Source organism: Microbacterium sp. NPDC089186 (assembly GCF_040685115.1).
GTDB classification, from domain to species: domain Bacteria; phylum Actinomycetota; class Actinomycetes; order Actinomycetales; family Microbacteriaceae; genus Microbacterium; species Microbacterium galbum.
The window spans coordinates 72,097-97,808 of sequence record NZ_JBFBHJ010000003.1 but is presented as its reverse complement, the minus strand read 5'-3'; the positions used below and the strand labels follow the sequence as shown (position 1 = coordinate 97,808).

Annotated in this window: 22 protein-coding genes and 1 tRNA gene; 9 read left to right on the top strand and 14 right to left on the bottom strand. The window is 72.4% G+C overall.

From position 1 onward, the window contains the following. Window positions 1-95 precede the first annotated feature (95 nt). A complete protein-coding gene (locus AB0N82_RS10675; RefSeq protein WP_315995809.1) occupies window positions 96-962 on the top strand; it encodes a PAC2 family protein in 867 nt (288 codons plus the stop codon). Window positions 963-1,131: 169 nt separating this feature from the next. On the opposite strand, the gene AB0N82_RS10670 is transcribed toward AB0N82_RS10675, so the two are convergent. Further along, window positions 1,132-1,980, bottom strand: coding sequence for an undecaprenyl-diphosphate phosphatase (locus AB0N82_RS10670; protein ID WP_363391405.1), 849 nt, complete (start codon window positions 1,978-1,980; stop codon window positions 1,132-1,134). A gap of 8 nt (window positions 1,981-1,988) precedes the next feature. Then, window positions 1,989-3,290 (bottom strand): M20/M25/M40 family metallo-hydrolase, encoded by a 1,302-nt coding sequence (locus tag AB0N82_RS10665; RefSeq protein WP_363391402.1) that lies wholly within the window; start codon window positions 3,288-3,290, stop codon window positions 1,989-1,991. Between the two features lie 174 nt (window positions 3,291-3,464). On the opposite strand from AB0N82_RS10665, the gene AB0N82_RS10660 reads away from it, so the two are divergent. Both AB0N82_RS10660 and AB0N82_RS10655 read left to right on the top strand, forming a co-directional pair. After that, window positions 3,465-3,549, top strand: a tRNA-Leu gene (locus tag AB0N82_RS10660). 154 nt (window positions 3,550-3,703) lie between these two features. Next, window positions 3,704-4,750 (top strand): 2-oxoglutarate and iron-dependent oxygenase domain-containing protein, encoded by a 1,047-nt coding sequence (locus AB0N82_RS10655; protein WP_363391399.1) that lies wholly within the window; start codon window positions 3,704-3,706, stop codon window positions 4,748-4,750. A gap of 166 nt (window positions 4,751-4,916) precedes the next feature. On the opposite strand, the gene AB0N82_RS10650 is transcribed toward AB0N82_RS10655, so the two are convergent. Together AB0N82_RS10650 and AB0N82_RS10645 are read right to left on the bottom strand one after the other, a co-directional pair. Then, window positions 4,917-5,996 (bottom strand): VIT1/CCC1 family protein, encoded by a 1,080-nt coding sequence (locus AB0N82_RS10650; RefSeq protein ID WP_315995813.1) that lies wholly within the window; start codon window positions 5,994-5,996, stop codon window positions 4,917-4,919. Window positions 5,997-6,294: 298 nt separating this feature from the next. Beyond that, on the bottom strand, window positions 6,295-8,514 hold the full coding sequence (locus AB0N82_RS10645) for a DEAD/DEAH box helicase family protein (protein ID WP_363391396.1): 2,220 nt from the start codon (window positions 8,512-8,514) through the stop codon (window positions 6,295-6,297). A gap of 374 nt (window positions 8,515-8,888) precedes the next feature. Here AB0N82_RS10645 and AB0N82_RS10640 point away from each other — a divergent pair, with 374 nt between their 5' ends. Continuing rightward, on the top strand, window positions 8,889-9,749 hold the full coding sequence (locus AB0N82_RS10640) for an SGNH/GDSL hydrolase family protein (protein ID WP_363391393.1): 861 nt from the start codon (window positions 8,889-8,891) through the stop codon (window positions 9,747-9,749). A 4-nt stretch (window positions 9,750-9,753) separates the two neighbouring features. Further along, window positions 9,754-10,425, top strand: a complete 672-nt coding sequence (locus tag AB0N82_RS10635; RefSeq protein ID WP_363391390.1) for a hypothetical protein — start codon at window positions 9,754-9,756, stop codon at window positions 10,423-10,425. 21 nt (window positions 10,426-10,446) lie between these two features. On the opposite strand, the gene AB0N82_RS10630 is transcribed toward AB0N82_RS10635, so the two are convergent. Further along, window positions 10,447-11,256, bottom strand: coding sequence for an RNA methyltransferase (locus AB0N82_RS10630; protein ID WP_363391387.1), 810 nt, complete (start codon window positions 11,254-11,256; stop codon window positions 10,447-10,449). Between the two features lie 199 nt (window positions 11,257-11,455). Here AB0N82_RS10630 and AB0N82_RS10625 point away from each other — a divergent pair, with 199 nt between their 5' ends. Then, window positions 11,456-12,304 carry a Sir2 family NAD-dependent protein deacetylase gene (locus tag AB0N82_RS10625; protein WP_315995818.1) on the top strand — a complete coding sequence of 283 codons (849 nt, stop codon included), beginning with the start codon at window positions 11,456-11,458 and terminating at the stop codon, window positions 12,302-12,304. 78 nt (window positions 12,305-12,382) lie between these two features. Then, complete coding sequence (locus AB0N82_RS10620) at window positions 12,383-12,970, top strand: histidine phosphatase family protein (protein ID WP_363391383.1); 588 nt, start codon at window positions 12,383-12,385, stop codon at window positions 12,968-12,970. Window positions 12,971-13,149: 179 nt separating this feature from the next. On the opposite strand, the gene AB0N82_RS10615 is transcribed toward AB0N82_RS10620, so the two are convergent. Genes AB0N82_RS10615 through AB0N82_RS10595 form a run of 5 tightly spaced genes read right to left on the bottom strand, consistent with a single transcriptional unit; the run spans window position 13,150 to window position 19,385 of the window. Continuing rightward, window positions 13,150-13,983, bottom strand: coding sequence for a CoA ester lyase (locus AB0N82_RS10615; RefSeq protein WP_363391380.1), 834 nt, complete (start codon window positions 13,981-13,983; stop codon window positions 13,150-13,152). Continuing rightward, a complete protein-coding gene (locus tag AB0N82_RS10610) occupies window positions 13,980-14,447 on the bottom strand; it encodes a MaoC family dehydratase (RefSeq protein ID WP_363391377.1) in 468 nt (155 codons plus the stop codon). The genes AB0N82_RS10615 and AB0N82_RS10610 overlap by 4 nt, the downstream gene beginning before the upstream one ends. Then, entirely contained in the window at window positions 14,444-15,619 is a 1,176-nt protein-coding gene (locus tag AB0N82_RS10605; protein WP_363391374.1) for an acyl-CoA dehydrogenase family protein, read from the bottom strand. The genes AB0N82_RS10610 and AB0N82_RS10605 overlap by 4 nt, the downstream gene beginning before the upstream one ends. Further along, on the bottom strand, window positions 15,616-17,715 hold the full coding sequence (locus AB0N82_RS10600) for a biotin carboxylase N-terminal domain-containing protein (protein WP_363391371.1): 2,100 nt from the start codon (window positions 17,713-17,715) through the stop codon (window positions 15,616-15,618). Before AB0N82_RS10600 ends, AB0N82_RS10605 begins: the two co-directional genes overlap by 4 nt. Before the next feature lie 2 nt (window positions 17,716-17,717). After that, window positions 17,718-19,385: a carboxyl transferase domain-containing protein gene (locus tag AB0N82_RS10595; RefSeq protein WP_363391368.1), complete on the bottom strand. Its 1,668-nt coding sequence runs from the start codon at window positions 19,383-19,385 to the stop codon at window positions 17,718-17,720. A 97-nt stretch (window positions 19,386-19,482) separates the two neighbouring features. Here AB0N82_RS10595 and AB0N82_RS10590 point away from each other — a divergent pair, with 97 nt between their 5' ends. Next, window positions 19,483-20,226, top strand: a complete 744-nt coding sequence (locus tag AB0N82_RS10590; RefSeq protein ID WP_363391365.1) for a TetR/AcrR family transcriptional regulator — start codon at window positions 19,483-19,485, stop codon at window positions 20,224-20,226. Between the two features lie 135 nt (window positions 20,227-20,361). Here the strand turns inward: AB0N82_RS10590 and AB0N82_RS10585 are convergent, their stop codons facing one another. The 3 genes from AB0N82_RS10585 to pdhA are packed head-to-tail and all read right to left on the bottom strand — an operon-like array spanning window position 20,362 to window position 23,989. Then, on the bottom strand, window positions 20,362-21,810 hold the full coding sequence (locus tag AB0N82_RS10585) for a dihydrolipoamide acetyltransferase family protein (RefSeq protein WP_363391362.1): 1,449 nt from the start codon (window positions 21,808-21,810) through the stop codon (window positions 20,362-20,364). Beyond that, window positions 21,807-22,850, bottom strand: coding sequence for an alpha-ketoacid dehydrogenase subunit beta (locus AB0N82_RS10580; RefSeq protein WP_363391359.1), 1,044 nt, complete (start codon window positions 22,848-22,850; stop codon window positions 21,807-21,809). Before AB0N82_RS10580 ends, AB0N82_RS10585 begins: the two co-directional genes overlap by 4 nt. Beyond that, entirely contained in the window at window positions 22,847-23,989 is a 1,143-nt protein-coding gene (gene pdhA, locus AB0N82_RS10575; protein ID WP_315995828.1) for a pyruvate dehydrogenase (acetyl-transferring) E1 component subunit alpha, read from the bottom strand. Before pdhA ends, AB0N82_RS10580 begins: the two co-directional genes overlap by 4 nt. A 171-nt stretch (window positions 23,990-24,160) precedes the next feature. On the opposite strand from pdhA, the gene AB0N82_RS10570 reads away from it, so the two are divergent. Next, the gene (locus AB0N82_RS10570) at window positions 24,161-24,634 is read left to right on the top strand and encodes an Lrp/AsnC family transcriptional regulator (RefSeq protein WP_136585763.1); all 474 of its coding nucleotides are present in this window, start codon (window positions 24,161-24,163) and stop codon (window positions 24,632-24,634) included. Window positions 24,635-24,703: 69 nt separating this feature from the next. Here the strand turns inward: AB0N82_RS10570 and AB0N82_RS10565 are convergent, their stop codons facing one another. After that, a complete protein-coding gene (locus AB0N82_RS10565) occupies window positions 24,704-25,696 on the bottom strand; it encodes a DMT family transporter (protein WP_363391354.1) in 993 nt (330 codons plus the stop codon). Window positions 25,697-25,712: the final 16 nt, after the last annotated feature.

Sequence of the window (25,712 nt, the reverse complement as noted above, 5' to 3'; positions counted from 1 at the left end):
CTCCTCCCCCGCGCCCACGGGGTCGCCCGGTCCGACCGCCTCCGCGCGGGTGCGCCTATCCTGGAACGAAGCCCCGACGGGGCAGAGGAGGTTGCGTGGACGCACTGGGTCGCCGGATCATCGTCGCCGCTTTCGACGGCTGGAACGACGCCGGAGAAGCCGCGTCCGCCGCGGCGGCGCTTCTGCGCGCCGACGCGGAGTACGAGGTCGTGCACACGGTCGACCCCGAGCTGTACTTCGACTACCAGTACACGCGCCCCCAGATCGGATTGGATGCCGAGGGTCGGCGCACGCTCACCTGGCCCGAGGCCAAACTGCTGCGTCCGACCGAGCGGTCGGGCGATGCGGAGATCTGGCTGCTGGTCGGCGTGGAGCCCGCGCGCGCCTGGCAGGCGTTCGCGGCGGAGTTCATCGACGTCGCTCTGCGGGAGGACGTGACCGGCTTCGTCGCGCTCGGATCGATGATGTCCGACGTACCGCACACGCGCCCGATCTCGGTCTTCGCCGGCAGCGACAACGACGGCGTGCGGCAGTCGCTCGGACTCGAACGGAGCCTCTACGAGGGGCCCGTCGGCATCCTGAGCGCGATCGGTCACGCCTCGGAGCAGGTCGGCATCCCGACCGCCAGCCTCTGGGCCAGCGTCCCGCATTACGTCGCGGGACACACCCCCTCTCCCAAGGCCACGCTCGCGCTGCTCGAGAAGCTCGAGGCGATCACCGGCATCACCGTTCCGCGCGGCGACCTCGAATCCGAGTCGCGCCAGTGGGAGGCGTCGATCGACGCCGCCGCGGCCGATGACGAGGAGATGAGCGACTACATCCGCCAGCTCGAGCAGACCCGCGACACGTGGGACTCTCCCGAGGCGTCGGGCGATGCGATCGCCCAAGAGTTCGAGCGCTATCTGCGCCGCGGGGGCGAAGGTCCCTCCAAGCCCGGTCGCGACGACCCGCCGCGTCGCTAGCCTCCGTCGCGAAACACCCGGTCCCTTCGACACGCTCAGGGACCTCGTACCGATGAACGGACCGAACCGAGGTGGCTTAGCCCGTCGAAGCCATCGGCACCCGCCTCGCCCGCACGTGACGACGGCGCCGCCCCGTAAGGGACGGCGCCGTCGTCATGGCATCCCGGGATCAGCTGGTCATGACCGTCGACACCGCGGGGATGACGCCGGTCAGCAGCAGGACGATGATGAGCAGACCCAGCGCGATGCGGTAGACCACGAACGGCAGGAAGCTGCCGCGCTTGAGGTACTGCATGAGGAAGGCGATCACGAGGTAGCCCACCACGAACGCGATGACCGTGGCGATCGCGGTCTCACCGAGGTTGTACGGGCCGGTGCCCTCGTCGAAGCTCTTGTAGAGCTCGAACAGACCACTCGCGAAGACGGCGGGCACCGCGAGCAGGAACGAGTACTCCGCGGCGGCGGTGCGCTTGTACCCGAGGGCGCGGCCGAGCGTGGTCGTCGCCCCCGAGCGCGAGACGCCGGGCACGAGGGCGAGCGCCTGCGCGAAACCGTAGGCGATGCCGTGCGGGTAGGTGAGGTCGTCGAGGTCGCGACGGCGCTTGCCGTAGTGGTCGGCGAGACCCAGCAGGATCCCGAAGACGATCAGCACGATCGCGGTGATCCACAGGCTCCGGAAGTTGTCGCGGATGAGGCTCTGCAGCAGCACGCCGAGCAGGGCGATCGGGATCGTGCCGAGGATGACGAGCCAGCCCATGCGGGCGTCGGGGTCGTTGCGCGGCACCTTGCCGCTGAGCGAGAGGAACCAGCGCGAGATGACGCGACCGATCTTCTTGCGGAAGTAGATCAGGACGGCGAGCTCGGTGCCGATCTGCGTGATGGCGGTGAACGTCGCGCCCGGGTCGGTCTGCGACGGCAGGAACTCCCCCACGATGCGCAGGTGCGCGCTGGAGGAGATGGGGAGGAACTCGGTCAGGCCCTGGACGAGCCCGAGGATGATGACCTCGAAGATATGCATGCGGTCCTTCAGTACGTCCGGAGGAGGTCGGCGAGAACACGTCGACCGAACTCGAGCGCGTCGACGGGGACGCGCTCGTCGACACCGTGGAACATCCCGGTGAAGTCGAGACCGGCGGGGAGTCGCAGCGGTGCGAATCCGTAACCGGAGATTCCGAGGGTCGACAGCGCCTTGTTGTCGGTGCCGCCTCCCATCAGGTACGGCACGACCGGCACGCCGGGGTCGTGACGGCCGAGCTGCGCGACCATGGCGTCGACGAGGTCGCCCGAGAAGGGCACCTCGAGGCCGATGTCCTGATGAACGATCTCGATCTCGACGCCGTCGCCGACGATGCGGCGGATATCGGCGAGGGCGGCCTCTTCCGTACCGGGCAGCACACGCACGTCGATGAGAGCCTCCGCGCGGTCGGGGATGACGTTGTGCTTGTACCCGGCGGTCAGGCCCGTGGGGTTGGTCGTGGTGCGCAACGTCGAGCGGATGAAGCTGGATGCCGCGCCCGTGCGCTTCGCGAGGGTGTCGGGATCGCCCCCGTCGTCACCCGTGATCTCGGCGAGGCCCGCCAGAAGCGCACTCGTGGTGTCGGTCAGCCGGATCGGCCACTCGGTGCGGCCGAGGGCAGCGACGGCCTCCGCGAGGCTCGTCACCGCGTTGTCGACGTGAAGCCCGCTACCGTGGCCGGCCCGGCCGCGGGCGACGAGCTTGATCCACATGAGGGCCTTCTCGCCGACCTGCAGCAGGTAGGCGCGCCTGTCGCCGACGGAGATGGAATACCCGCCGACCTCGCTGATGGCCTCGGTGGCGCCGGCGAACCACTCGGGGCGGTCCTTGACGACGCGCGCCGATCCTTCGACGCCGCCGTTCTCCTCGTCGGCGAAGAACGTCACGATCACGTCGCGCTCGGGCTGCTCCCCCGCACGCAGGAGCTCGGCGACGGAGGTGAGGATCATGGCATCCATGTCCTTCATGTCGACCGCGCCGCGGCCCCACAGGATGCCGTCGCGGATCTCTCCCGCGAACGGATCGACGCTCCAGTCCTCGGCGACGGCGGGGACGACGTCGAGGTGTCCGTGCAGGATCAGCGCCGGCTTGTCGCGGTCGCGTCCCGGGACGCGGGCGCAGACGTTGGTGCGCCGCTCGACCGGCTCGTAGTAGGCCGTGTCGAGACCGAGACCCTCGAGGTAGGCCCCGACGTACTCGGCCGCCTCGCGTTCGCCGTTCGCGCGACCCCCGCCGTAGTTCGAGGTGTCGAAGCGGATGAGGTCGGATGCGATGCGGGCGACCTCGGGGACGTCGGTTTCGAGCTCGGGCATGCGCACTACGGTACCGGCGGCCGGGGCGCTCCCCCGACGCGCGTCGTCAGGAGACGAACGTGATGCGGGGTGATCTCCGGACCCGGACGCGCCCGGGCGTCACCGTCGGTTCGAGGCGGGGCCCGGGGCGTGGTAATGTCGTTCCTCGTTGCGAAAGCGACAAAACACCCAGATGCGCGGGTGGCGGAATAGGTAGACGCGCTAGCTTGAGGTGCTAGTGCCCGTATAGGGCGTGGGGGTTCAAGTCCCCCCTCGCGCACAGAATGAGAAAGACCCCCGGGGTTCATCCCCGGGGGTCTTCTTCGTTTTTTACGCGAGGAGCAGGGCTGGCACCCCATGCCGTGACCGCGAGGAAACACCGGCGTGACATGGCGCGCCTAGCGTCGAGGCGTCCCCGGCAGATCGGATCACGCATGGCTCGCTTCCACGTCCCCACCATCGACATCTCGGCATGGGTGGGCCCCGGCTCGCTCGACGCCCGATCGGCGGTCGTGGCGGCGATCGACCACGCGTGCCGCACGGTGGGGTTCATGCAGATCGTGGGGCATGGCATCCCGAATGTCGTCCTCGACGACCTGCAGCGCGGTCTCGACGAGTTCTTCGCGCTGCCACTGGAGGCGAAGAAGAAGTACGTGCGCCCCGGCGGCGAGAACCGCGGGTACAGCCCGCCGAAGAGCGAATCGCTCAGCTACAGCCTGGGGGTCGACCCGGTCACCCGCATGAACGACTTCTTCGAGGCGTTCAATGTGGGCACGTCGTGGCGCGAGTACCCGGGTACGACGGCGACCGTCGAGGACTACGCCGAGAACACCTGGCCCGACGACGCCGACGGCTTCGAAGCCGCCGTCACCGCCTACTACGGCGAGGCACGTCGGGTGGCGCAGACCCTCACCCGCATCTTCGCCGCCGCCCTGCGGGTGCCGGAGGACTTCTTCGGCGACGTCACCGACCACTCGATCGACGTCCTGCGCATGAACAACTACGCCCTGCCGCCCGGCTCGATCGAGCTGGGCGCCGAGCTGACCGGCATGGGCGAGCACACCGATTTCGGACTGGTGACGGTGCTGTGGGCGGATCGCGTCGCGGGCCTGCAGGTGCTGGGACTCGACGGGTCGTGGAACGACGTCTCACCCGCCGAGGGCGCCCTCCTGGTGAACCTGGGGGATGTGGCCGCCCGGCTGACCAACGACAAGTGGCTCTCGACGCTGCACCGAGTGAAGCCCCCGGTGATCGACGGCACCATCGAGCGGCGGCGGTCGGCGGCGTTCTTCCACGACGGCAACGCGGACGCCGTGATCGCCCCGCTCCCGAGCTTCGTCTCGGAGGAGGCGCCCGCGCTGTATGAACCGGTCACCGTGCGCGAGCACATCGCCGCGAAGCTCGCCGGTTCCCGCGCCGGACGCAAGAACGTGAGCGCGGTGCGCGAGGCCGCGCGGGTGGCGGCGGCAGGACGGGGCTGATCCCGGGGCCCGCGCGGAGCGGGCCTGCGCGGAGCGGGCCACGGCGGGGGCGGCGCGCGGCGGGCACGGCGGGGGCGGGGGCGGCGGGCACGGCGGGGGCGGGGGCGGCGGGGGCGGCGGGCTGCGGCGACCGCGCGGGCGGCGCACCACGCCCAGGTGACGCAGGTCAGGCCGCCGACACCCCGAACAGCAGACCCAGCACGTAGGTCACCGCGGCGGCGCCGAAGCCGATCGCGAGCTGACGCAGGCCGCGCTTCAGGGGCGAGGCGCCCGAGAGCAGACCGACCATCGCACCGGTGGCCATCAGCGCGATGCCGACGAGGCCGAGGGCGAGGGCGACGGCGCCGAAGCCGCTCATGCCGAAGATCCACGGCAGCACCGGGATGATCGCGCCCGAGGCGAAGAACAGGAAGCTCGACAGCGCCGCACCCCACGCGCTGCCGACGACGTCGTGCGAGGACTCCCCCGGGGCCGCGGCGACGGGCGCGCTGCCGGCCTGGGCGGCGGTGACGACCTCGCGCGCCTTGTCGAGGGCGGCGTCGGGATCCATGCCGCGCGTGCGGTACACGAGGGCGAGCTCGTTGGCATCCAGGTCGAGGTGGGGAAGGGCGGAGTCGGCGAAGTCGCTCTCCTCCGTGGCTTCGAGCAGCTCGCGCTGCGAGCGCACCGAGACGAACTCGCCCGCGCCCATCGACAAGGCGCCCGCGAGCAGGCCCGCGACGCCGCTGAACAGCACGAAGCTGGGTGCCACGCCGGTGGCGCCGACGCCCATCACGAGGGCGAGGTTGGAGACCAGGCCGTCGTTGGCGCCGAAGACGGCGGCGCGGAAGGTTCCGGAGAGGCGTCGACGCCCGCGTGCGGCGAGCCCGCGGACGACTTCGTGGTGCACGCGCTCGTCGGCGGCCATCGCGGCGGTGGCGTAGGGCTCGTCGGCGTAGGGCGATCGCGCCTCGGCGTTCTGCGCAAGGGCGAGCACGAAGATCGACCCGAAGCGGCGGGCCATCCACGCCAGCAGGCGCGTGCCGATCCCGGGCGACGGCAGGCGCTTCGGGGTCTCCCCCAGCAGGTCGATCCAGTGCTGCTCGTGTCGCCCCTCGGCCTCGGCGAGCTCGAGCAAGATGTCGCGCTCCTCGCCGGTGCGACGAGACGCCAGCTCGCGGTACACGCGGGCTTCAGCGCGTTCGTCGACGAGATAACGCGCCCAACGGCGACGGTCGCGGGCGGTGGGTGTGGCGGAGGTCGTCACGGGGGCTCCTTCGGGTCGTCCCCACCGTAGTGAGCGGGAATCCGACCCCCGGGCGCGTCGATCGATACTGCCAGCATTTCGGGCTTCCGAAGCCCGGAACGACGCGGATGCCGAGGGGCGGATGCCAGCATTTCGGGGGCGCGAAAGCGGTCTCGCGAGACCCACGGCTCCTCCGGCGTCGAGACGGCACGTGGCTGACATCTCGGTTGCATGATGTCGCCGAGACGTCGGCGGGGTGCTGTCTCGTGCCCACGAGAGGGGGCGGATCCGGCGCGCGCCGCGGCGCGGCATCCGGTGGTCAGGAGCGCACGCGCTTGCGCAGCAGGTCGATGCGCGCCTGCAGCTGCGCCACCGTGGCGTGCGAGACGGCGGGTCCGCCGCACAGGCGCCGGAGCTCGGCGTGCACGAGTCCGTGCGGCTCCCCGGTCTGACGGGCGTAGAGCCCGACCATCGTGTTCAACAGCTGACGCTGCTCCTTGAGCGTGCGGTGCAGGGGACCGGGAAGACCCCCCTCGTCGACCGACGGCGGCTCGACGCCGTTCTCCTTCTCGTGCGCCTCGCGTGTGGAGCGGTGGCGCGACTGACGCGTGGCGCGCGACATCAGCACCTCGTGCACCTGCTCGGGTTCGAGGAGCCCGGGGATGCCGAGGAACTCCTCCTCCTCGATCGTCCCGGGCACGGCCAGCTGACCGAACTCCTGCCCGTCGAACATCACGCGATCGAAGTGCGCGAGGGAGCCCAGGGCCTGGTACTCGAACTCCTGCTCGAGCGCGTCGGAGGCTTTGTCCTCGCGCTCGGCGGCATCCATCATGTCTTCTTCGGCGTTCCACTGGTCGTCCGCGTCGCTGTCGCGGTCGAGGGCGTGCTCGCGCTGCGCCTCCATCTCACCGGCGAGCGCGAGCAGCTGCGGGACGTTCGGGAGGAACACGCTCGCCGTCTCACCCCGGCGGCGGGCGCGGACGAAACGGCCGATGGCCTGCGCGAAGAAGAGCGGCGTCGAGGCGCTCGTGGCGTAGACGCCGACGGCGAGGCGCGGAACGTCGACGCCCTCCGACACCATACGGACGGCGACCATCCACCGGCTCGTGCCCTTCGAGAACGTCTCGATGCGGCCCGAGGCCTCCGCCTCGTCGGAGAGGACGACGGTGACCTTCTCGCCGCTGATGTCTTCGAGGATGGCGGCGTAGGCGCGCGCGGCGGTCTGGTCGGTCGCGATGACCAGACCCCCGGCATCCGGGACCGTCTCGCGCACCTCGGTGAGGCGACGATCGGCGGAGCGCAGGACCGCGGGGATCCAGTCGCCGTTGGGGTCGAGCGCGGTGCGCCAGGCCTGCGAGGTGATGTCCTTGGTGTTGTCCTGGCCGAGCTGGGCCTCCATCTCCTCACCCGCCTTGGTGCGCCAGCGCATCTGCCCGGCATAGACGAGGAAGAAGACCGGCCGGACGACGCCGTCCTCGAGGGCGCGCTTGTAGCCGTAGGCGTAGTCGGTGCGCGAGAGACGGATGCCCTTGGCGTTGGGGTGGTACTCCACGAACGGGATGGGCGCGGTGTCGCTGCGGAACGGCGTTCCCGACAGCAGCAGGCGCCGGGTGGCGCGGTTGTACGCCTCGCGCAGGGCGTCGCCCCAGCTCAGCGCGTCACCACCGTGGTGCACCTCGTCGAGGATGACGAGGGTTCTGGCATCCATCGTCAGGCGCTGGTGCACCTCGGCCTTGACCGCCACCTGGGCGTACGTGACCGCGACGCCGTGGTACTGCCGCGAGGGCGTGGCGTGCCGGTTCGAGAAGTACGGATCGAGACGGATGCCGACCCGCGCGGCCGCCTCGGCCCACTGGGTCTTGAGGTGCTCGGTGGGGGCGACGACGACGATGCGGTCGACGACGCGCCGCCGCATGAGCTCGGACGCGAGACGCAGGGCGAAGGTCGTCTTGCCGGCGCCGGGGGTGGCCGCGGCGAGGAAGTCGCGGGGGCCCTTGCCCTCGCCGTCGGGTCCGTCGAGGCCGAAGTAGAGGTCGAGCGCCTCGGCCTGCCAGGCGCGCAGACGCTGGGCGGTCCCCCACGGCGCACGCTGCGGGAACGACGGCGAGAGGTGCTCGGCGGCGAAGGAGCCGAAGTGGGGCTCCGTGCCGTCGACGGCTCCGTCGAACGCCGGGTCGGGTGTCGCCCCCGGAGCGGGGTCATCCGCGATGGGCGCGGTGGCGTGCGAGGGTTCGATCGGGGCGGATGCCGTGGAGGCGGCGTCGGGGGTCGTGACAGCGGGCGTGTGCGCGGCGGGCGCGGGGCTCGCGGCCCGGCCGGGACTCGCCACGGGACCGGGACTCGCGACCGGGCCGGGACTCGCCACGGGACCGGGACTCGCGACCGGGCCGGGACTCGCCACGGGACCGGGGCTCGCCAGGGGACCGGGACTCGCGACCGGGCCGCGACCCGCCACGGGCCCGGGACTCGCGATGCGCGGTGCCGGGGTCGTGGCATCCGCGTGGGAGAGGTTCGGGGTGCGGGCTTCTTCTTCCAGCATCGAACCTCCATCCCTCGCGAGCGCGAACATCAACGATAGGCGACCTCAGCGCACGACATGCCCGGGCCGAGAACGGATCCGTCCCACCACCGGCCATAAACGCGATCCGTGCGCAGAAACGCGTCGACGCAGCGTTTATGCGCACGAATCGCGTTTATCGGAGTCGCGGTGGGGCCCGTCGCGAGCGGCCGTGGCGGCGACTACTCCGTCTCGCCGGCGCGCGGCCTCGCGCTGCGCCCGCGCGCGCTTTCCCGCCCCACCGGCGCGCGGCTGCCGTCGGCCCGGTGGGATGTTCCGGCCGGTGGAGCGCGCGTCGCCGGCATCCCTCCTTGCCGTGTCGGAGGCCGGGGGTACCGTGGAGGACGGAGGTTTCGATGACACTCGATCCGCACTCGCCCCGCACCTCGCCTACGCCCGACAACGCCGGCCCGCATCCGTGGCGCCGCTTCGTCGCCCTGGGTGACTCGTTCACCGAGGGCATCGGCGACCCGTTGCCCGACGGCGGCCACCGCGGATGGGCCGATCGCGTCGCCGAGGCGCTCGGCGCGCAGGTCGACGACTTCGCCTACGCCAACCTCGCCGTGCGCGGCAAGCTCATCGCGCAGATCGTGGCCGACCAGATCGAGCCCACCCTGGCGCTCCAGCCCGACCTCATCACGATCTCGGCGGGCGGCAACGACGTGATCCGCCCGGGCAGCGACCCCGACGCGGTCTCGCGCCAGTTCGAGGACGCCGTGGCGCGCCTGCGCAGCGGTGGGGCGACGGTCGTGGTGTTCACGGCGATCGACACCGAGTTCACCCCGGTGTTCCGCGGCATCCGGGGCAAGGTCGCGATCTACAACGAGAACATCCGCTCGATCGCCGATCGGTACGACTGCGTCGTCGCCGACCAGTGGGGGCTCAAAGAGGTGCAGGACATGCGCTTCTTCGACGACGACCGTCTGCACTACAACGCCCTCGGTCACCATGAGGTCGCTCGCATGGTGCTGCGCGCGCTGAACGTCCCCAACGACCTCGAGCCGCTGCAGGCCGAGACCCAGGCGATCATGACCTGGCGCGCCGCTCGCGAGAAGGACTTCGTGTGGGCGCGCGAGTACCTCGTGCCCTGGGTCCTGCGACGGCTGCGTCACCAGTCATCGGGCGATCACATCCTGCCCAAACGTCCGGAGCCGCTCCCCGTGGTCACCCTCGCCCCGGGGCCGGATGCCGCGGGCCCGCGCGAGACGCAGGTCTGACGCCGTGCGCACTCTTCCCGACGCGGTCACCGCGCTGCTGAGAGCAGCAGACGCCGACACGCTCCTGCGCGACGCCGACGCCCTCGCCGACACGCTCGCAGACGCCGGGTGGGCTCCCGACGTCGAAAGCGGTCGCTTCAGCGCCGACGGGTGGGACGTCGTGTCGTCGGCCTGGCCGCCGAACGTGTCGGTGTTCCGCGACGGCGAACTGCTCGACGTGCGCCGCGACGCGCTCTCGATCGTCGCGACGCTGCACGCCGAACCGCACCGCTGGGTCTTCGACACCGAGGGTCCGGACTGGTCGGGCTGGAGCGCCGACGACCCGCGGTGGGACGACGAGCCGGTCGACTGGCTCCTCTGGCGTGGGCAGGGCGTCGTCGTGCAGCTGTTCACCGCGCCCGCGATGACCGCCGGGCCTGGCACGCTTCCGCCCCACCTGCACCTCGCGATCGAGCGCGAAGACTCTCCGTCCGAGGGCCTGCCGCGCGACGAGGCGCGAGACCGCCGCGTGGCATCCGAGGGAAGTGTCGTCGAGCGGTGGTTCCTGGTGGGTGAGCACGACCTGCCCGACGAGATGCTCGCCGCGCTCGAGGGCGACCCGGATCAACGCGTCAGCGCCGCCGCCGTCTCGGAGCGCCGCATGCACGTGGGACGGTTCGACGACCCGACCGGCTGAGCCGACGGGCGGTCTTCGGTCTCAGCCGCGGTGCCCGCGCCCCAGCTCCCACAGCGCGACGGCGCTGGCGGCGGCGACGTTCAACGAGTCCACTCCCCCGGCCATCGGGATCGTCACGACCGTGTCGGCGGCGGCGAGCGCGCTGCGGCTCAGTCCATCGCCCTCGGCGCCGAGCAGCAGGGCGACGCGCTCGTGCCCCGCGGCCGAGAACGCGTCGAGCGTCACCGCGTCGTCGGACAGCGCGAGGGCGGCCAGGTGGAAGCCGGCGTCGTGCAGGAGGGGGGTGGTCTCCGTCCACTCGGGCAGCCGCGTCCACGGCACCTGGAAGACCGTGCCCATGCTCACGCGGACGCTGCGCCGGTACAGCGGGTCCGCGCATCGCGGCGTGACGAGCACGGCATCCGCCCCGAGTGCGGCGGCCGACCGGAACGCCGCCCCGATGTTGGTGTGGTCGACGATGTCCTCGAGCACGACGACCAGCCGCGCGTCCTTCACCACGTCGGCCACGGATGCCAGCGCCGGGCGATGCATGGATGCCAGGAGCCCGCGGTGCACGGTGTACCCCGTGACTCGCTCGGCGATCTCGGAGGGGACGACGTAGACCTCGGTATCTTCCCCCACCAGGGCGAGGGCGTCGGCGAGGAACTTCTCCTGCACGAGGACCGAGCGCGGACGGTGACCGGCGCGGAGCGCCCTGTCGAGGACCTTGGACGATTCCGCGATGTACAGGCCACCCTCGGGCTCGCTCACGCGGCGCAGCGACACGTCGGTGAGGTCGCGGTAGTCGGCGAGACGCGGGTCGTCGGCGGAGTCGAGCGGGATGACGGGCATCGTCCCATCGTGCCAGCACCGCCCCCTTCTCCTCCTGTCGGGGTCCGATTCCCGAGCGCGCGAGAAACGCGGCACCCGCGGTCGCTCCGTCGGTGTCTCGGGAACGCGAGGCCGCGGCGCCGGCCGAGCCCGGCGGGGATCACGAGCGCGTGAGCCGGTGTCGGCGCCCCGCCATAGACTCGACTCGACGGAGGTGCGCATGACCGACACGACGGAGGATGCCGGGTTCTCGGCATCCATCGATCGGGCTGTCGAGGTGCTCGCCGGCCGCCGGGTGGCCGTGTTGACCGGCGCCGGGGTCTCCACCGACTCGGGCATCCCCGACTACCGCGGCAAGGGCGCCCCCACGCGCACGCCGATGACGGCGCAGCAGTTCCTCGCGAGCGCCGAGGCGCGCCGGCGCTACTGGGTCGGCAGCCATCTCGGGTGGAAGGTGTTCGCGGCGGCCGAGCCCAACGGCGGTCACCGGGCCCTCGCGGCGCTCGAGGCTGCAGGGGTGGCCAACGGCGTCGTGACGCAGAACGTCGACGGTCTGCACGTGCGGGCGGGCAGCGGCCGGGTCGTCGAGCTGCACGGGACCATGCGCCGGGTGGGGTGCCTGCACTGCGGGCAGGTGTTCGACCGCCGCGATCTCGCCGAGCGCGTCGAAGCCGACAACCCGTGGATCACCCTCCCCGAGAACGTCGAGCTCGGACCCGACGGCGACGTGACGCCGGCGTCCGCCGACGGGTTCGTCGTCCCCGTCTGCTCCGTGTGCGGCGGCACGCTCAAACCCGACGTCGTCTTCTTCGGCGAGTACATCCCGGTCGAGAGGTTCCGCGAGGCCGAGCAGCTCGTGCACACCAGCGACGCCCTCGTGGTGGCCGGGTCATCGCTCGTGGTGAACTCCGGCATCCGGCTCGTGGAGCGGGCGCGCCGCAAGCGCCTGCCGGTGGTCATCGTCAACCGCGGCGAGACGCGGGCCGATCAGCGCGCGAGCGTGAAGATCGACGGCAGCACGACCGAGGTGCTCCAGGCGTTCGCCGCACGGCTGCCGGGCCTGCTCTGACGCCGACGCGCCGCGGACCCGCCCGTCGCCACCGGACTCCCGGAACCCTCACCGCGTGCCGACGGTTAGGCTCGGACGGTGACGATCCTGACTCTTGTGCGACACGGTGAGACGGCCTGGAACTACGGGGGCCGCATCCAGGGCTTGACCGACATCCCCCTGAACGACACAGGTCGCATCCAGGCGCAGGGCATCGCCGAGACGCTCGCCGCCGAGTACGCCGGACGCGACGTCGTCGTCGTCTCGAGCGACCTGTCGCGCGCCGCCGAGACGGCCGACGTCATCGCCGCCGCCCTGGGCACCACGGTGAGCCGACGGATGCCGGGACTCCAGGAGCGCTCCTACGGCGAGGCCGAGGGGATGGACGCCCCCACCTTCTACGACACCTACGGACCGTGGCACGCCGCCGACGTGCCCGGCGCAGAAGCCTGGCCGGTCGTGCGCGAGCGCGCCCTCGCCGCGATCGCCGAGGTGGTGGCATCCACCCCCGCCGACGTCGACGTGATCGCCGTCGCGCACGGCGCGCTGATCCGCGAGGTCATCATGCACGCCACCGACGGGCAGTTCCCCCGCGAGGGCGAGCGGCTGCCGAACTGCTCCGCGACGACGTTCCGCCTCGACGGCGACGCGTGGGAGATGCTCGCGTACGCGGGCGTCGCGGGCTAGGCCGGACCGCATCACGGGGGCGGCGACCGGAGGTCGCTGAGCCCGTCGAAGGGACCGGGATCCGCACACCCCGGTGGCTTCGACACGCTCAGCCGTCTGACGCGCGACCGCAGGTCTCAGAGCCCGCCCAGTGGACCGCGGGCTTCGACAGGCCCAGCCACCTCCCCGTCGAACGTCGCTCAGCCCGCCCGCGCGACCATCGCGCGCGCGTGGCGGAGGATCGGTTCGTCGATCATGCGCCCCTCGAACCGGAACGCGCCGCCCTCGGCCTCCGCGAGCACGCCGTGCGCCCAGCGCAGCTGCTCCGGCGTCGGCGCGTACGCCGCACGGATGGTCTCGACCTGGCCCGGGTGGATGCACGCGGTGGCCGCGAACCCCGAGGCCGCGGCATCCTGAGCTTCGGCGGAGAGACCCTCGAGGTCGCCGATGTCGACGTGCACCGCGTCGATCGCACGTTTGCCGGCAGCTCCCGCGGCGAGCAGGACCCGGGCGCGGGCGAGGCGCGCGACGTCGCGGTAGGTGGCGTCGGCGAATCGGCTCGAGGTGCCGCCGAGGCTCGCGACGAGGTCTTCGGCGCCCCACATGAGCGCGACGACCTGCGGGACGGCGGCGAGCTGCTCCGCGTGCACGACCCCGCGCGCGGTCTCGCACAGGGCGACGACGTCGTAGCCCTCGAGGGGGGCGAGGGATGCCGGGTCCTCGGCCTTGGCGACCATCACGGTGCGCACGCGCGTCTGCGCGAGAGCGGCGAGATCGCGCGCGAACTCCGGCGTCTCGGGGCCGTTGACCCGCACGATGACGCGGTCGGGGTCGGGATCGGCGGCGATCATCGCCTCGCGAGCGGCGGGCTTGGCGTCCGGGGCGACGGCGTCCTCGAGGTCGAGGATCGCGGCATCCGCTCGGGAGACGGCCTTGGTCAGCCGCTCGGGGCGGTCGCCGGGTACGAACAGCAGAGCGGGCCCCAGGGCGAAAGGTCGCGTCGCCGCGCGTGAGTCGGGGTGCACGCCGCTCACGCCGCCGCCTCCTGCGCCCACACCAGCACCGTGCGCGTCGCGGTCGCCACGACCTCGTCGTTCTGCGAGCGACCGGTGTGCGCCATGACGACGACCCCCTGACCCGGGCGGGATGCCGACGGCCGCACCGAGACGATCTCGGTCTCGGCCGTGAGGGTGTCGCCGACGAACAGCGGAGCGGGGAAGCTCACATCGGTGAGACCGAGCTGCGCGACGAGCGTCCCCTGCGTGAGCTGCCCGACCGACAGCCCGACGAGCGTCGACAGGGTCCACATCGAGTTCACGAGCGGCCGTCCGAAGGGCTGCGACGAGGCGTAGGCGGCGTCGAGGTGCAGCGCCTGCGGGTTCATCGTGAGGGTGGTGAAGAGGACGTTGTCGGCGTCGGTCACCGTCCGGCCGGGTCGGTGCGCGTACCTTTCCCCCACGACGAATTCCTCCAGATACAGGCCCCGCTGCTCGATCATGCGGCCACGGTACCGGTGAGTCCCAGCGCGCGCGAGATCACCATGAGCTGCACCTCGGTGGTGCCCTCGCCGATCTCGAGGATCTTCGAGTCGCGGTAGTGCCGCGCGACGGGGTACTCGTTGATGAAACCGTTGCCGCCGAACACCTGCGTCGCATCCCGTGCGTTGGCCATCGCGGCGTCGCTCGCCGTCATCTTGGCGACGGCGGCGTCCACCGAGAAGGGCTTTCCGGCGTCGCACAGGCGGGCGGCATGCACCCACGCCAGGCGGGCCGTGTGCACGCGCGCGTGCATGCGCGCCAGCAGGAACTGCATGCTCTGCCGCGTCGAGAGGCGCTCGCCGAAGACCGTGCGGCTGCGGGCGTAGTCGACGGCGGCTTCGAGGCACCCCTCCGCCGCGCCCGTGGCGAGGGCGGCGATCGCGACCCGGCCCTCGTCGAGCGTGCGCAGGAAGTTCTTGAAGCCCTGGCCGCGCTCACCGAGCAGATTCGCGGCGGGGACCCGCACCCCGTCGAAGGTGAGGGGGTGGGTGTCACTGGCGTTCCAGCCGACCTTGTCGTACGCGGGGCCCACGGTGAAGCCGGGTGTGCCGTTCGGGACGATGATCGTCGAGATCTCGGGGCGATCGCCCGTGCGACCGGTCACCGCGGTGACCGTGACGAAGCGGGTGATGTCGGTGCCGGAGTTGGTGATGAACTGCTTCGAGCCGTCGATCACCCATTCCTCGCCCTCGAGACGCGCGGTGGTGCGCGTGGCGCCGGCGTCACTGCCCGCCTCGGCCTCGGTCAGGCCGAACCCGGCGAGCGCGCGCCCCGCGACGAGGTCGGGGAGGTACTGCGCCTTCTGCTCGGCGGTGCCGTAGCGGTAGATCGGCATGGCACCCAGGCCCACGCCCGCCTCGAGCGTGATCGCCATCGACTGGTCGACGCGCGCGACGCCCTCGATCGCGACGCAGAGGCTCGCGTAGTCGCCGCCCTGTCCGCCGACCTCCTCGGGAAACGGGAGGCCGAACAGGCCGAGCTCGCCCATCTGCTCGACGATGTCGAGGGGAAGCTCGTGCGCGCGATCGGCCTCGTACGAGCGCGGCGCGATCACCTCGTCGGCGAACTCGCGCACCATCGCGCTCAGCTCGCGCTCGTCGTCGGTGAAGGCCTGCTGGCTGTCGATGCTCACGGGTGGGTCTCCTTGTGGGATGGGATGGGGGTGGACGCCGGGGATGCGGCGGAGGAGGAGGCGGAGCCCGTCGACAGCCCCGAGGCCGAGGGGGTACCGGTCCCTTCGACAGGCTCACGGACCTCGGGATCAGGGACCTCGGAGGCGGGGATCTCGGACTCGACGACCTGCGGAGACGGGCTCACCGTCGCGACCACCGCGTCGCGGGCGACCTGGGTGCCGCGGGTGACGTGCAGGCGCAGCACCCCGGGGTGGGGTGCGGTCACGGTGTGCTCCATCTTCATGGCCTCGATGGTGACGAGTCGGGCGCCGGCCTCGACGGCGTCTCCGTCCGCGCCGTGCACCGCGACGACGGTGCCGGGCAGCGGGGCGACGAGCTCGGGATCGACGGCGCCGGGTGCGCGTCCCGCGCTCGCGCGGCGGCGCGCGGCGGCGTCCCGACGCGAGACGACCCGCAGGCGATGGGCCGCGCCCTCGGCGTGCGCCCAGTACTCGATCGGCCCGCCCACGACCCGCGCATCACCGGCGGCAGGCGATGCCGTGTGCACGCGCCCCGCGTCATCCTGCAGCCATACCGTCCGATGCGCCTGCGCTCCCCCGGCGCGCCACGCCCCGGCGCGGCCCCAGACCGAGCCCTCGGCCGGAGCGGCGGCATCCACGACCCGCTGCGCCACCGCGGCGAGCGCAGCCGGTGACGGTTCCGGAGACTCGGGCGTGCCTCTGCGATCGAGCACGCCCGTGTCGAGGTCGCCGGCGCGCACCGCCGGTTCGGCCAGGAGTGCGCGGAGGTCGGCGATGTTGGTGTCGACGCCGAGCACGACGGTCTCGGCGAGGGCGGCGTCGAGGCGGGCCAGGGCGGTCTCACGGTCGGGGCCGTGGGCGATGACCTTGGCGATCATGGGGTCGTACAGAGAGCTGATCACGCTCCCCGTCTCGACGGCGCTGTCGACGCGGGCGGGTCCCGGATGCCACGCGGTCACCGTCCCGGTGGCGGGGAGGTATCCGCGCGCCGGGGTCTCGGCGTACACGCGCGCCTCGATCGCGTGCCCGTCGAGTCGGATCTCGGGCAGGTCGAGGGCGTGGCCTGCGGCGACGCGCAGCTGCTGTTCGACGAGGTCGATCCCGGTGACCATCTCGGTCACGGGGTGCTCCACCTGCAGGCGCGTGTTCATCTCGATGAAGAAGGGCTCGTCGATCCGGTCGCCGGCGACGAGGAACTCGACCGTCCCGGCGCCCAGGTAGCCGACGCTGCGGGCGGCGGCCACCGCGGCTTCTCCGAGGCGCGTGCGCGTCGCGGCATCCACCACGGGTGAGGGCGCCTCCTCGACGACCTTCTGATGACGTCGCTGCAGGGTGCACTCGCGCTCACCGAGGGAGATCGTCGTGCCGTGCGCGTCGGCGAGCACCTGCACCTCGATGTGCCGCGGGCGCTCCAGCAGCCGCTCGAGCAGCAGGGTGTCGTCGCCGAACGCGGCGGCGGCGACCCGACGGGCCGTGGCGAGCGCATCGGCCAGGTCGGCGGGGCCGGTGGCGACCGTCATCCCCTTCCCGCCGCCGCCGGCGGAGGGCTTCACGAGCAGCGGATACCCGGCGCGGTCGGACGCGGCGGCGATCTCGTCGTCGCTCAACCCCGCCGCCGGGAATCCCGGCACGATCGGCACTCCGTGCGCGGCGACGTGCTCCTTGGCGCGGATCTTGTCGCCCATGACTTCGAGCGCCTCGATACCGGGGCCCACGAACACGACACCGGCCGCGGCGCACGCGCGGGCGAAGCCGGCGTTCTCGCTGAGGAAGCCGTAGCCGGGGTGCACGGCATCCGCTCCGCTGGACACGGCGGCGTCGACCACGGCATCGACGTCGAGATACGACGGCACCCGCACCGCGCGGTCGGCTTCTCGCACGTGGGGGGAACCGGCATCCGCGTCGGTGTACACCGCCACGGAACGGATGCCGAGGCGTCGGAGCGTGCGGAACACGCGGCGGGCGATCTCACCGCGGTTGGCGACGAGGACGGAGGAGAAAGGAGGATTCTCCGGCCGGGGGGTGGTGACGTCAGAGGTGCGGAGATCGGGGCTGGTGAAAGCAGGAATGCTCATGGTCACATCCGGAAAAGGCCGAAGCCCCGGTCGGCCAGGGGGACGCGGCTGACGACGTCGAGAGCGAGCCCCAGCATCGTGCGCGTGTCGACGGGATCGATCACGCCGTCGTCCCAGAGGCGCGCGGTGGCGTAGTACGGGTCGCCCTGCTCGTCGTAGCGGGCGCGGATCGGGTCTTCGAACGCCCGCTGCTCGGCATCCGTCCACTCCATGCCTCGTGCGGCGCGCTGGTCGCGCTGGACGGTGGAGAGGACGGATGCCGCTTGAGCTCCGCCCATGACCGAGATCCGGCTCGCGGGCCAGCTCCACAGGAACCGCGGGTCGTACGCGCGGCCGCACATGGCGTAGTTGCCGGCTCCGTACGACCCGCCGACGAGGACGGTGAGCTTGGGCACGCGCGTGGTGGCGACGGCGGTGACCATCTTGGCGCCGTCTTTCGCGATGCCTCCGGCCTCGGCATCCCGCCCCACCATGAACCCGGTGATGTTCTGGAGGAACAGCAGGGGGATGCCGCGCTGGTCGGCGAGTTCGATGAAGTGCGCCGCCTTGAGGGCCGACTCGCTGAAGAGCACGCCGTCGTTCGCGATGATGCCGACCGGATGCCCGTGCAGGCGGGCGAAGGTCGTGATGACGCTCTCGCCGTACAGCGCCTTGAACTCGTGCAGGGAGTCGGCGTCGACCAGGGTGTCGATGATCGCGCGCATGTCGACGGGCTGCGTGACGTCGACCGGGACGATGTCGTAGAGATCCTCCGGCGCGCGCGACGGATTCCGCGGGGCGTCGATCTCCCACACCGAAGGCGGGGTGGGGGGCAGGGTCGCGATGATGTCGCGCACGATCTCGAGCGCGTGCTCGTCGTCGTCGGCGAGGTGGTCGACCACGCCCGAGCGGCGCGCGTGCAGATCGCCCCCGCCGAGCTGCTCGGCGGTGACGTCCTCGCCGATCGCGGCTTTGACCAGGGGCGGTCCGCCGAGGAAGACCGTGCCCTGGCCCCGCACGATCACGCTCTCGTCGCTCATCGCCGGCACGTACGCCCCACCCGCCGTGCACGAGCCCATGACCGCGGCGATCTGCGGGACACCGCGCGCCGACAACTGCGCCTGGTTGCGGAAGATGCGGCCGAAGTGCTCGCGGTCGGGGAACACCTCGTCCTGCATCGGCAGGAAGGCGCCACCCGAGTCGACGAGGTAGACGCACGGCAGGCGGTTCTCGAGCGCGATCTCCTGCGCGCGCAGGTGCTTCTTCACGGTGAGGGGGAAGTAGGCGCCGCCCTTCACCGTCGCGTCGTTGGCGACCACCATGACGTGGCGCCCGTGCACGAGACCGATGCCGGCGACGACCCCCGCGGCCGGAGCGCCGCCGTCGTAGAGCCCGTGGGCGGCGAGAGGGGCGACCTCGAGGAACGGGCTGCCTTCGTCGAGCAGGCGGTCGATGCGGTCTCGTGCGAGGAGCTTGCCACGGGCCGAGTGGCGTTCCCGGGCGGCCTCGGATCCCCCGCGGGCGGTGCGCGCGAGGGTGGCGCGGAGCTCGGCGGCGAGATCGCGCTGCGTGGTGGCGGCGCCGCGGTCGGCGCGCCGAGGTGCGTCGACCGCAGGCGGTGCGGCTGCGACCTCCGCGGGTGCGGGTTCCGCGATCGCGGTCGCTGCGGAGGAGTCCGGTGCTGTGCTCATGGCGGCTTTCCGTTCCGGTGGCCGCGTCGTCGACAGCCCCGTCGATTTCAGTTAATGTTGACTAACTGCGTTCCCAGGCTAACCCGAGCGGATGCCGATGACAAGACCTCTCGACCCCTCCCGCGCCGCTGCCGCCGACGACACGGCGACTCCCCCGGCGGCAGCCCGCGCCACGGCCCCGTCCACGGCGCGCGACCGCGCCAAGGCCGAGCGCCGGGCGGCGCTGCTCGCCGCGGCCGCACGGTTGTTCGCCGAGCGGGGATTCGACGGGGTGACCCTCGGCGACATCGGCGAGGCCGCCGGCGTCAGCGGGCCCGCGGTCTACCGCCACGTCGCGAGCAAGCAGGCACTGCTCGGCGCGATCCTCGTCGACGTCAGCGAACGCCTCCTCACCGGCGGACGCGCCGTCGCGGCCGCGCACCGTCCCGCGCCCGCCGCCGACCGGCGTGTCGCCGGCGTCTCCCGCCGTTCTGCCCGCCCGGCATCCGGGGTCCTCGCCGCCCTCGTCGATTTCCACGTCGCGTTCGCGCTCGCCGAGGCCGACGTCATCCGCGTGCAGGACCGCGACCTCGACCGCCTCGCGCCCGACGACCGCCGCGCGGTACGCCGCCTGCAGAACGCGTACGTCGAGGTGTGGACCGACGCGCTGGCGTCCCCGGATTCGCACGCGCGGGACCGGCGCGCGCAGACCCCGGATGCCGAGTCCCCCGCCGAACGTCGGGTGCGCGCCCTCGCGTGCTTCGGCCTCATCAACTCGACCCCGCACAGCGTGCGGGGCGTGCCCGCATCGCGCGTGCGCCCGACGCTCACGCGCATGGCGCTGGCCGCACTGACGGCCTGAGCGCGCTCGCCCCTCCGGGATCGCGCGTCCACGACAGCGGAGGCCCCGGTCACCCCCTCCGGGTGTTCCGCACGCTCGAGCGCGCGCGGCCCGCGCGGAGAACCGGGCGCCGCCGCCTGACGGCGCCCGGAACCTTCACCGCAGCAGCATCGCCCGTCCGGGCTCGCGCAGCACGCCCGCGACGTCGGTGAGGAATCGCGCGGCCTCGGCCCCGTCCACGACGCGGTGGTCGAACGACAGGCTGAGGGTGAGCACGTCGCGCAGGGCGATCTCGCCGTGGTGCTCCCACGGCGTGCGCCGCACGGCGCCGACGGCGAGGATCCCGGCCTCCCCCGGATTGAGGATCGGCGTCCCGGCATCCACCCCGAAGACTCCGACGTTGGTGATCGAGAACGTCCCGCCCGCCATGTCGGCCGGGGCCGTGCGGCCGGCGCGCGCCGTGCCGGCCAGTTCGGCGATCGCGTCGGCGAGGTCGACGAGCGGCAGGCGCTCGGCATCCCGCACGATCGGCACGACGAGACCACGATCCGTCGCGGCCGCGATGCCGAGGTTCACGTAGTGGTGCTCGAGGATCTCGCCGGCGGCCTCGTCCCACCGCGCGTTCAGCGCCGGTGTGCGCCCGAGGGCGAGGCACACGGCCTTGGCGACGACGGCCAGCACGCCGATCCGATGCCCGTCGAGGGCGCGGTCGGTCTTGAGGGATGCCAGCAGCTCGGTCGTGGCGGTGACGTCGACCGTGAGGAAGGTCGTGGCGTGCGGCGCCGTGAAGGCGCTCTGCACCATCGCCGCGGCGGTGTGCTTGCGCACGCCGCGGATGGGCGTCCGGGTGACCCGCTCGCCGGGATCCGGGCGAGCGGCGGTGGAGGCGGGTGCGGCCGGGGGGACCGTCGACGCGGAGACGGAGCGAGCGACGGATGCCACCGGCACCCGTGCCGCGTACTCCTCGACGTGCGCGCGCGTCACCGCCTCCCCGGGGTGAGCGGCCGCGACGAGGACGAGATCGACCCCGAGGTCCTTCGCGAGCTTGCGCACCGGAGGCGTCGAGCGAGGACGCTCGAGCGGCAGGTCGATGGGACCCGTGCGCACCGCATCATGGGGCGCCGCCTCGCGGACCGCCGTGTCGGCGTCGAGGGTAGCCGTGCCGGCGGCGGCCCGGGCGCGGCGCTTCGGCCGACTGCCCGAGACCGGCGCGGCCCCGTAACCGACCAGGTTGGGCGTCGCCCGCTCGGCCTCGGCCGCTGCCGCCACCGCGGGAGGCGCCGCGGACTCGTCCGCGTCCTCGCGTTCCGTCGCCGCCGCACGCTCCGTCCGTGTCGCGGCCGGCGCGGGGTCGTCGGCATCCGTCCCGCCCACGGCGAACGACACCAGCGGGGAGCCGACGGCCACCACATCGCCGGCGGCCGCGTGCAGGCCCTGTACGGTTCCGGCGTAGGGCGAGGGGATCTCCACGACCGCCTTGGCCGTCTCGACCTCGGCGATCGTCTGGTTCAACGTCACCACATCGCCCTCGGCGACGAGCCACGCGACGATCTCGGCCTCGGGCAGGCCCTCGCCGAGGTCGGGGAGCAGGAACTCGGCGATCATCGCGCACCCCCGCCCACGATCGATGCGTGCGAGCCGCCGGGTGCGGTTCCCGGCCCATCGCGCTCGAGCACCCGGTCGACGGCGTGCAGCACGCGGTCGAGGTCGGGCACGTGGTGCTTCTCGAGCTTCGACGGCGGATACGGGATGTCGTGACCGGTCACGCGCTGGGGAGGCGCCTCGAGGTACTCGAAGCACTGCTCGGTGATGCTCGCGATCAGCTCCGCGCCCATCCCCGCCTGACGTGCGGCCTCGTGCGTCACGACGACCCGCCCGGTCTTGCGCACGGATGCCGCGACGGTGTTCATGTCGATCGGCGAGAGCGAGCGCAGGTCGATGACCTCGAGCGAGACACCCTCGTCCTCCGCGGCGAGGGCGGCGTCGAGGGCCGTGCGCACCTGGGCACCGTAGGTGACGATCGTCGCGTCGGTGCCTTCGCGGGCGACGCGCGCGAGGTGCAGGGGCGGCGCGTCGGCGAGATCGGCGTCCAGGTCGACCTCGCCCTTCGAGTGGTAGAGGCGCTTGGGTTCGAAGAAGACGACGGGATCATCGGATGCCACCGCCTGCTGCAGCATCACGTAGGCGTCCTGCGGGGTGCTGGGGGCGACCACGCGCAGTCCCGCGGTGTGGGCGAAGTACGCCTCGGGCGACTCGGAGTGGTGCTCGGCCGCGCCGACTCCCCCGGCCCACGGGATGCGGATCACCAGCGGCATCCGGATCCGACCGTTGCTGCGGTAGTGCAGTTTCGCGACCTGGCAGACGATCTGGTCGAAGGCCGGGTACACGAAGCCGTCGAACTGGATCTCGACGACCGGGCGGTAGCCGCGCAGGGCGAGGCCGACGGCTGTGCCGACAATGCCCGCCTCCGCGAGCGGGGTGTCGACGACCCGCTGTGCACCGAAGCGCTGCTGCAGGCCGTCGGTGACGCGGAACACGCCGCCCAGGGCGCCGATGTCCTCGCCCATGAGGAGGACCTTCTCGTCGCGCTCGAGGGCTTTCGCCAGGCCCGCGTTGATCGCGGAACCGAGGGTCAGCGCGGTCACTTCTCGAACCCCGCGAGGTACGCGACGTACTCCGCCTTCTGCCGCTCCAGGCCGGGGTGCGGCTCGGCGTACACGTGGTCGAACATCGTCTCGGGCGAACGGGTGGTCGCGCCGATGCACGCGGCGCGCACGTCGGCGGCGAGGGCGTCGGCGGCGCGGGCCACCTCGTCGAGGGCGGAGTCGTCGAGCACGCCCTCGGCACGAAGGTAGGCCTCCAACCGGGCGATCGGGTCGCGCTGCGACCACGCCTCGACCTCGGCGGCGTCACGGTAGCGCGTGGGGTCGTCGCTCGTGGTGTGCGGGCCCATGCGATAGGTCACCGCCTCGATGAAGGAGGGGCCTTCGCCGCGACGCGCGCGGTCGAGGGCCCACCGCATCGCGGCGACGCACGCGAGGGCGTCGTTGCCGTCGATGCGCATGCTCGGGATGCCGAACCCCGGCGCCCGACCCGCGATCGGGTACTTCGCCTGCACGGTGACGGGCTCGCTGATCGCCCACTGGTTGTTGGAGCAGACGAAGACCACGGGGGCGCGGAACGACGAGGCGAAGATCATCGCCTCGTTGACGTCGCCCTGGCTGGTCGCGCCGTCGCCGTAGTACGCCACGGCCACGTCGGTCGAGCCGTCGCGCTGCGCGCCCATGGCCCAGCCGGTCGCGTGCAGCGACTGGGCGCCGATGATGATCTGCGGGGGCGCCGCGTTGATCGTGGTGTGATCGTAGGCGGAGTGCTCCTCACCGCGCCAGGCGAGCACGTAGTCGGCGGGCTGGGCGCCGCGGCCGAGCAGCACGCCGTGCTCGCGGTAGCTGGGGAAGACGAAATCGCCGGGGGCGAGGGCGTGCGCGGTGCCGACCTGCACGGCTTCCTGGCCGCGGCACGGGGCCCACAGGGCGAGCTGACCCTGACGCTGCAGGGCGACGCCCTCGGCGTCGAGGCGACGCGTGAGGACCATGTCGCGGTGGAGGGCGCGCAGCTCGTGCGGCGAGAGGTCGGCGATCCACGGGTCGAGCTCGGCATCCGGGATCCGCGAGCCGTCGGGCTCGAGCAGGCGCGAGACGTCGTCGACGTCGCCGCGGGTGCCGGTGGATCCGCGGTCGGCGGCTCCCTGCTCCGGCGTGGTCTGGGTGTACGTCATCGTCATCCCTCCAGGTGCGGCCCGGGGCTCCTCGTGAGAGCCGGGGCGGTCCGGGCGTCGGCAACTCCGCCGACGAGGCCGACCGTACGCGCGGAATGCACCCCGCTCAAGACCTCGCCGTCATATTGAGCAAGGTGCCCATTGCGGAGGGCGGTGACACTGCTAATGTTTCGCACCATGAGCAAGCTCGACGCGGTCGACCTCGACCTCCTCCGCGCCCTGTCCGCCGACCCGCGCGCCACCGTCGTCGCGCTCGCCGAGAAGCTCGGCCTCTCACGCAACACCGTGCAGGCCCGCATGAGCCGCCTCGAACGCGGCGGCGTGTTCCTGTCGTTCGAGCGCACACTGTCGGCCGAGGCGCTCGGTTTCCCGATCGAGGCGTTCCTGCAGGTGACGGTGCGTCAGGCCGAGCTCCCCGCGATCCGCGAGGAGCTCGCGAAAGTCCCCGAGGTGCTGCAGGCCCACGGCCTCAGCGGCCAGGTCGACCTGCTCGTGCGCGTCGCGTGCCGCGATACGCAGCATCTGTTCGACACCGACGCGCGCATCCTCGCGATCGAGGGCGTCGAGCGCACCGAGACCTCGCTCGTGATGGGCGAGGTCATCGGCTATCGCGTGGGGCCGCTGATGCAGCTGGCGCGCGAGGAGATCTGACCCGCCCCTGCGCTGCTCGCAGCACCCCAGGTCCCGGACCCCGTCGGAGGGACCGGAACCCGCGACGGCTCACGGCGCCGGCACCACCGGGATGCTCGCCGTCTCGGTCGCCGGCTCGGCCGGGCTCCCGGCATCCAGTCGCACCAGCACCACCCCGACGAGGATCAACGCGCCGCCCACGAACTGGATCGGCGCGGGCGTCTCGCCCAGCAGCAGCCACGCGAAGCCGAGCGCGAACAGCACCTCGCTGAGGCCGACGAACGACGCCAGACGCGATCCGATGAGCGGCACCGCGATCACCCCGAGGGCGTAGCCGAGGGTGGTCGCCACCGCGCCGACCCACAGCAGCGGCAGGATGCCGGGAACCTGCAGCCCCGCGAGCGACACCGTGATCGAGGGCGCGGCGAAGGGGAGCACGCCCACCCCCACGAGGATGCCCATGAGCAGCGTCCCGGTGAGCAGGCCGCCGGCGGCGAGGGCGAGGGGTGGGAGGTCGTCGCCCGCGCGGCCGGCGATCACGAAGTAGGCGGCTGCGCAGACGGCGGCGCACAGGGCGAAGAGCGTGCCGAGCAGGTCGAATCGCGCCCCGCTGATGTCGACGACCAGGACGAGTCCGGCCATCGCGACGACCGAGCCGATGAGCACGGCCTTCGACGGCGCGCGGCGGGTGCGCGCCCAGACGGCGATCACGATGAGCACCGGGGCGATGTACTGGATCAGCAGCGCCACGGCCACCGGCATCCTCTGCATCGCGGCGAAGTAGAACAGCTGGCAGCCGGCGACCGCGGTCAGGCCGAACGACACGATGAGCAGGCCGTGGCGCCGGAGGAACCCTCGCTGACGCCGGATCGCCGTGATCAGCGCGGGCGAGAGCAGGAGAGCCGCGACGCCCATGCGGACGAGCAGCACGGCCCCGAGCGACCATCCTCCGTCGAGGAGCGGTTTGACGAAGGGGCCGCTGGACGAGAAGGCCAGCGCCGAGGCGACGGCGATGAGCAGCCCCGTGACGGCGCCGGAGCCGTGGCGGACGGGACGGGGAAGGGTGACGGACGACGTGGTCATGCGGGCCTGCTGTCAG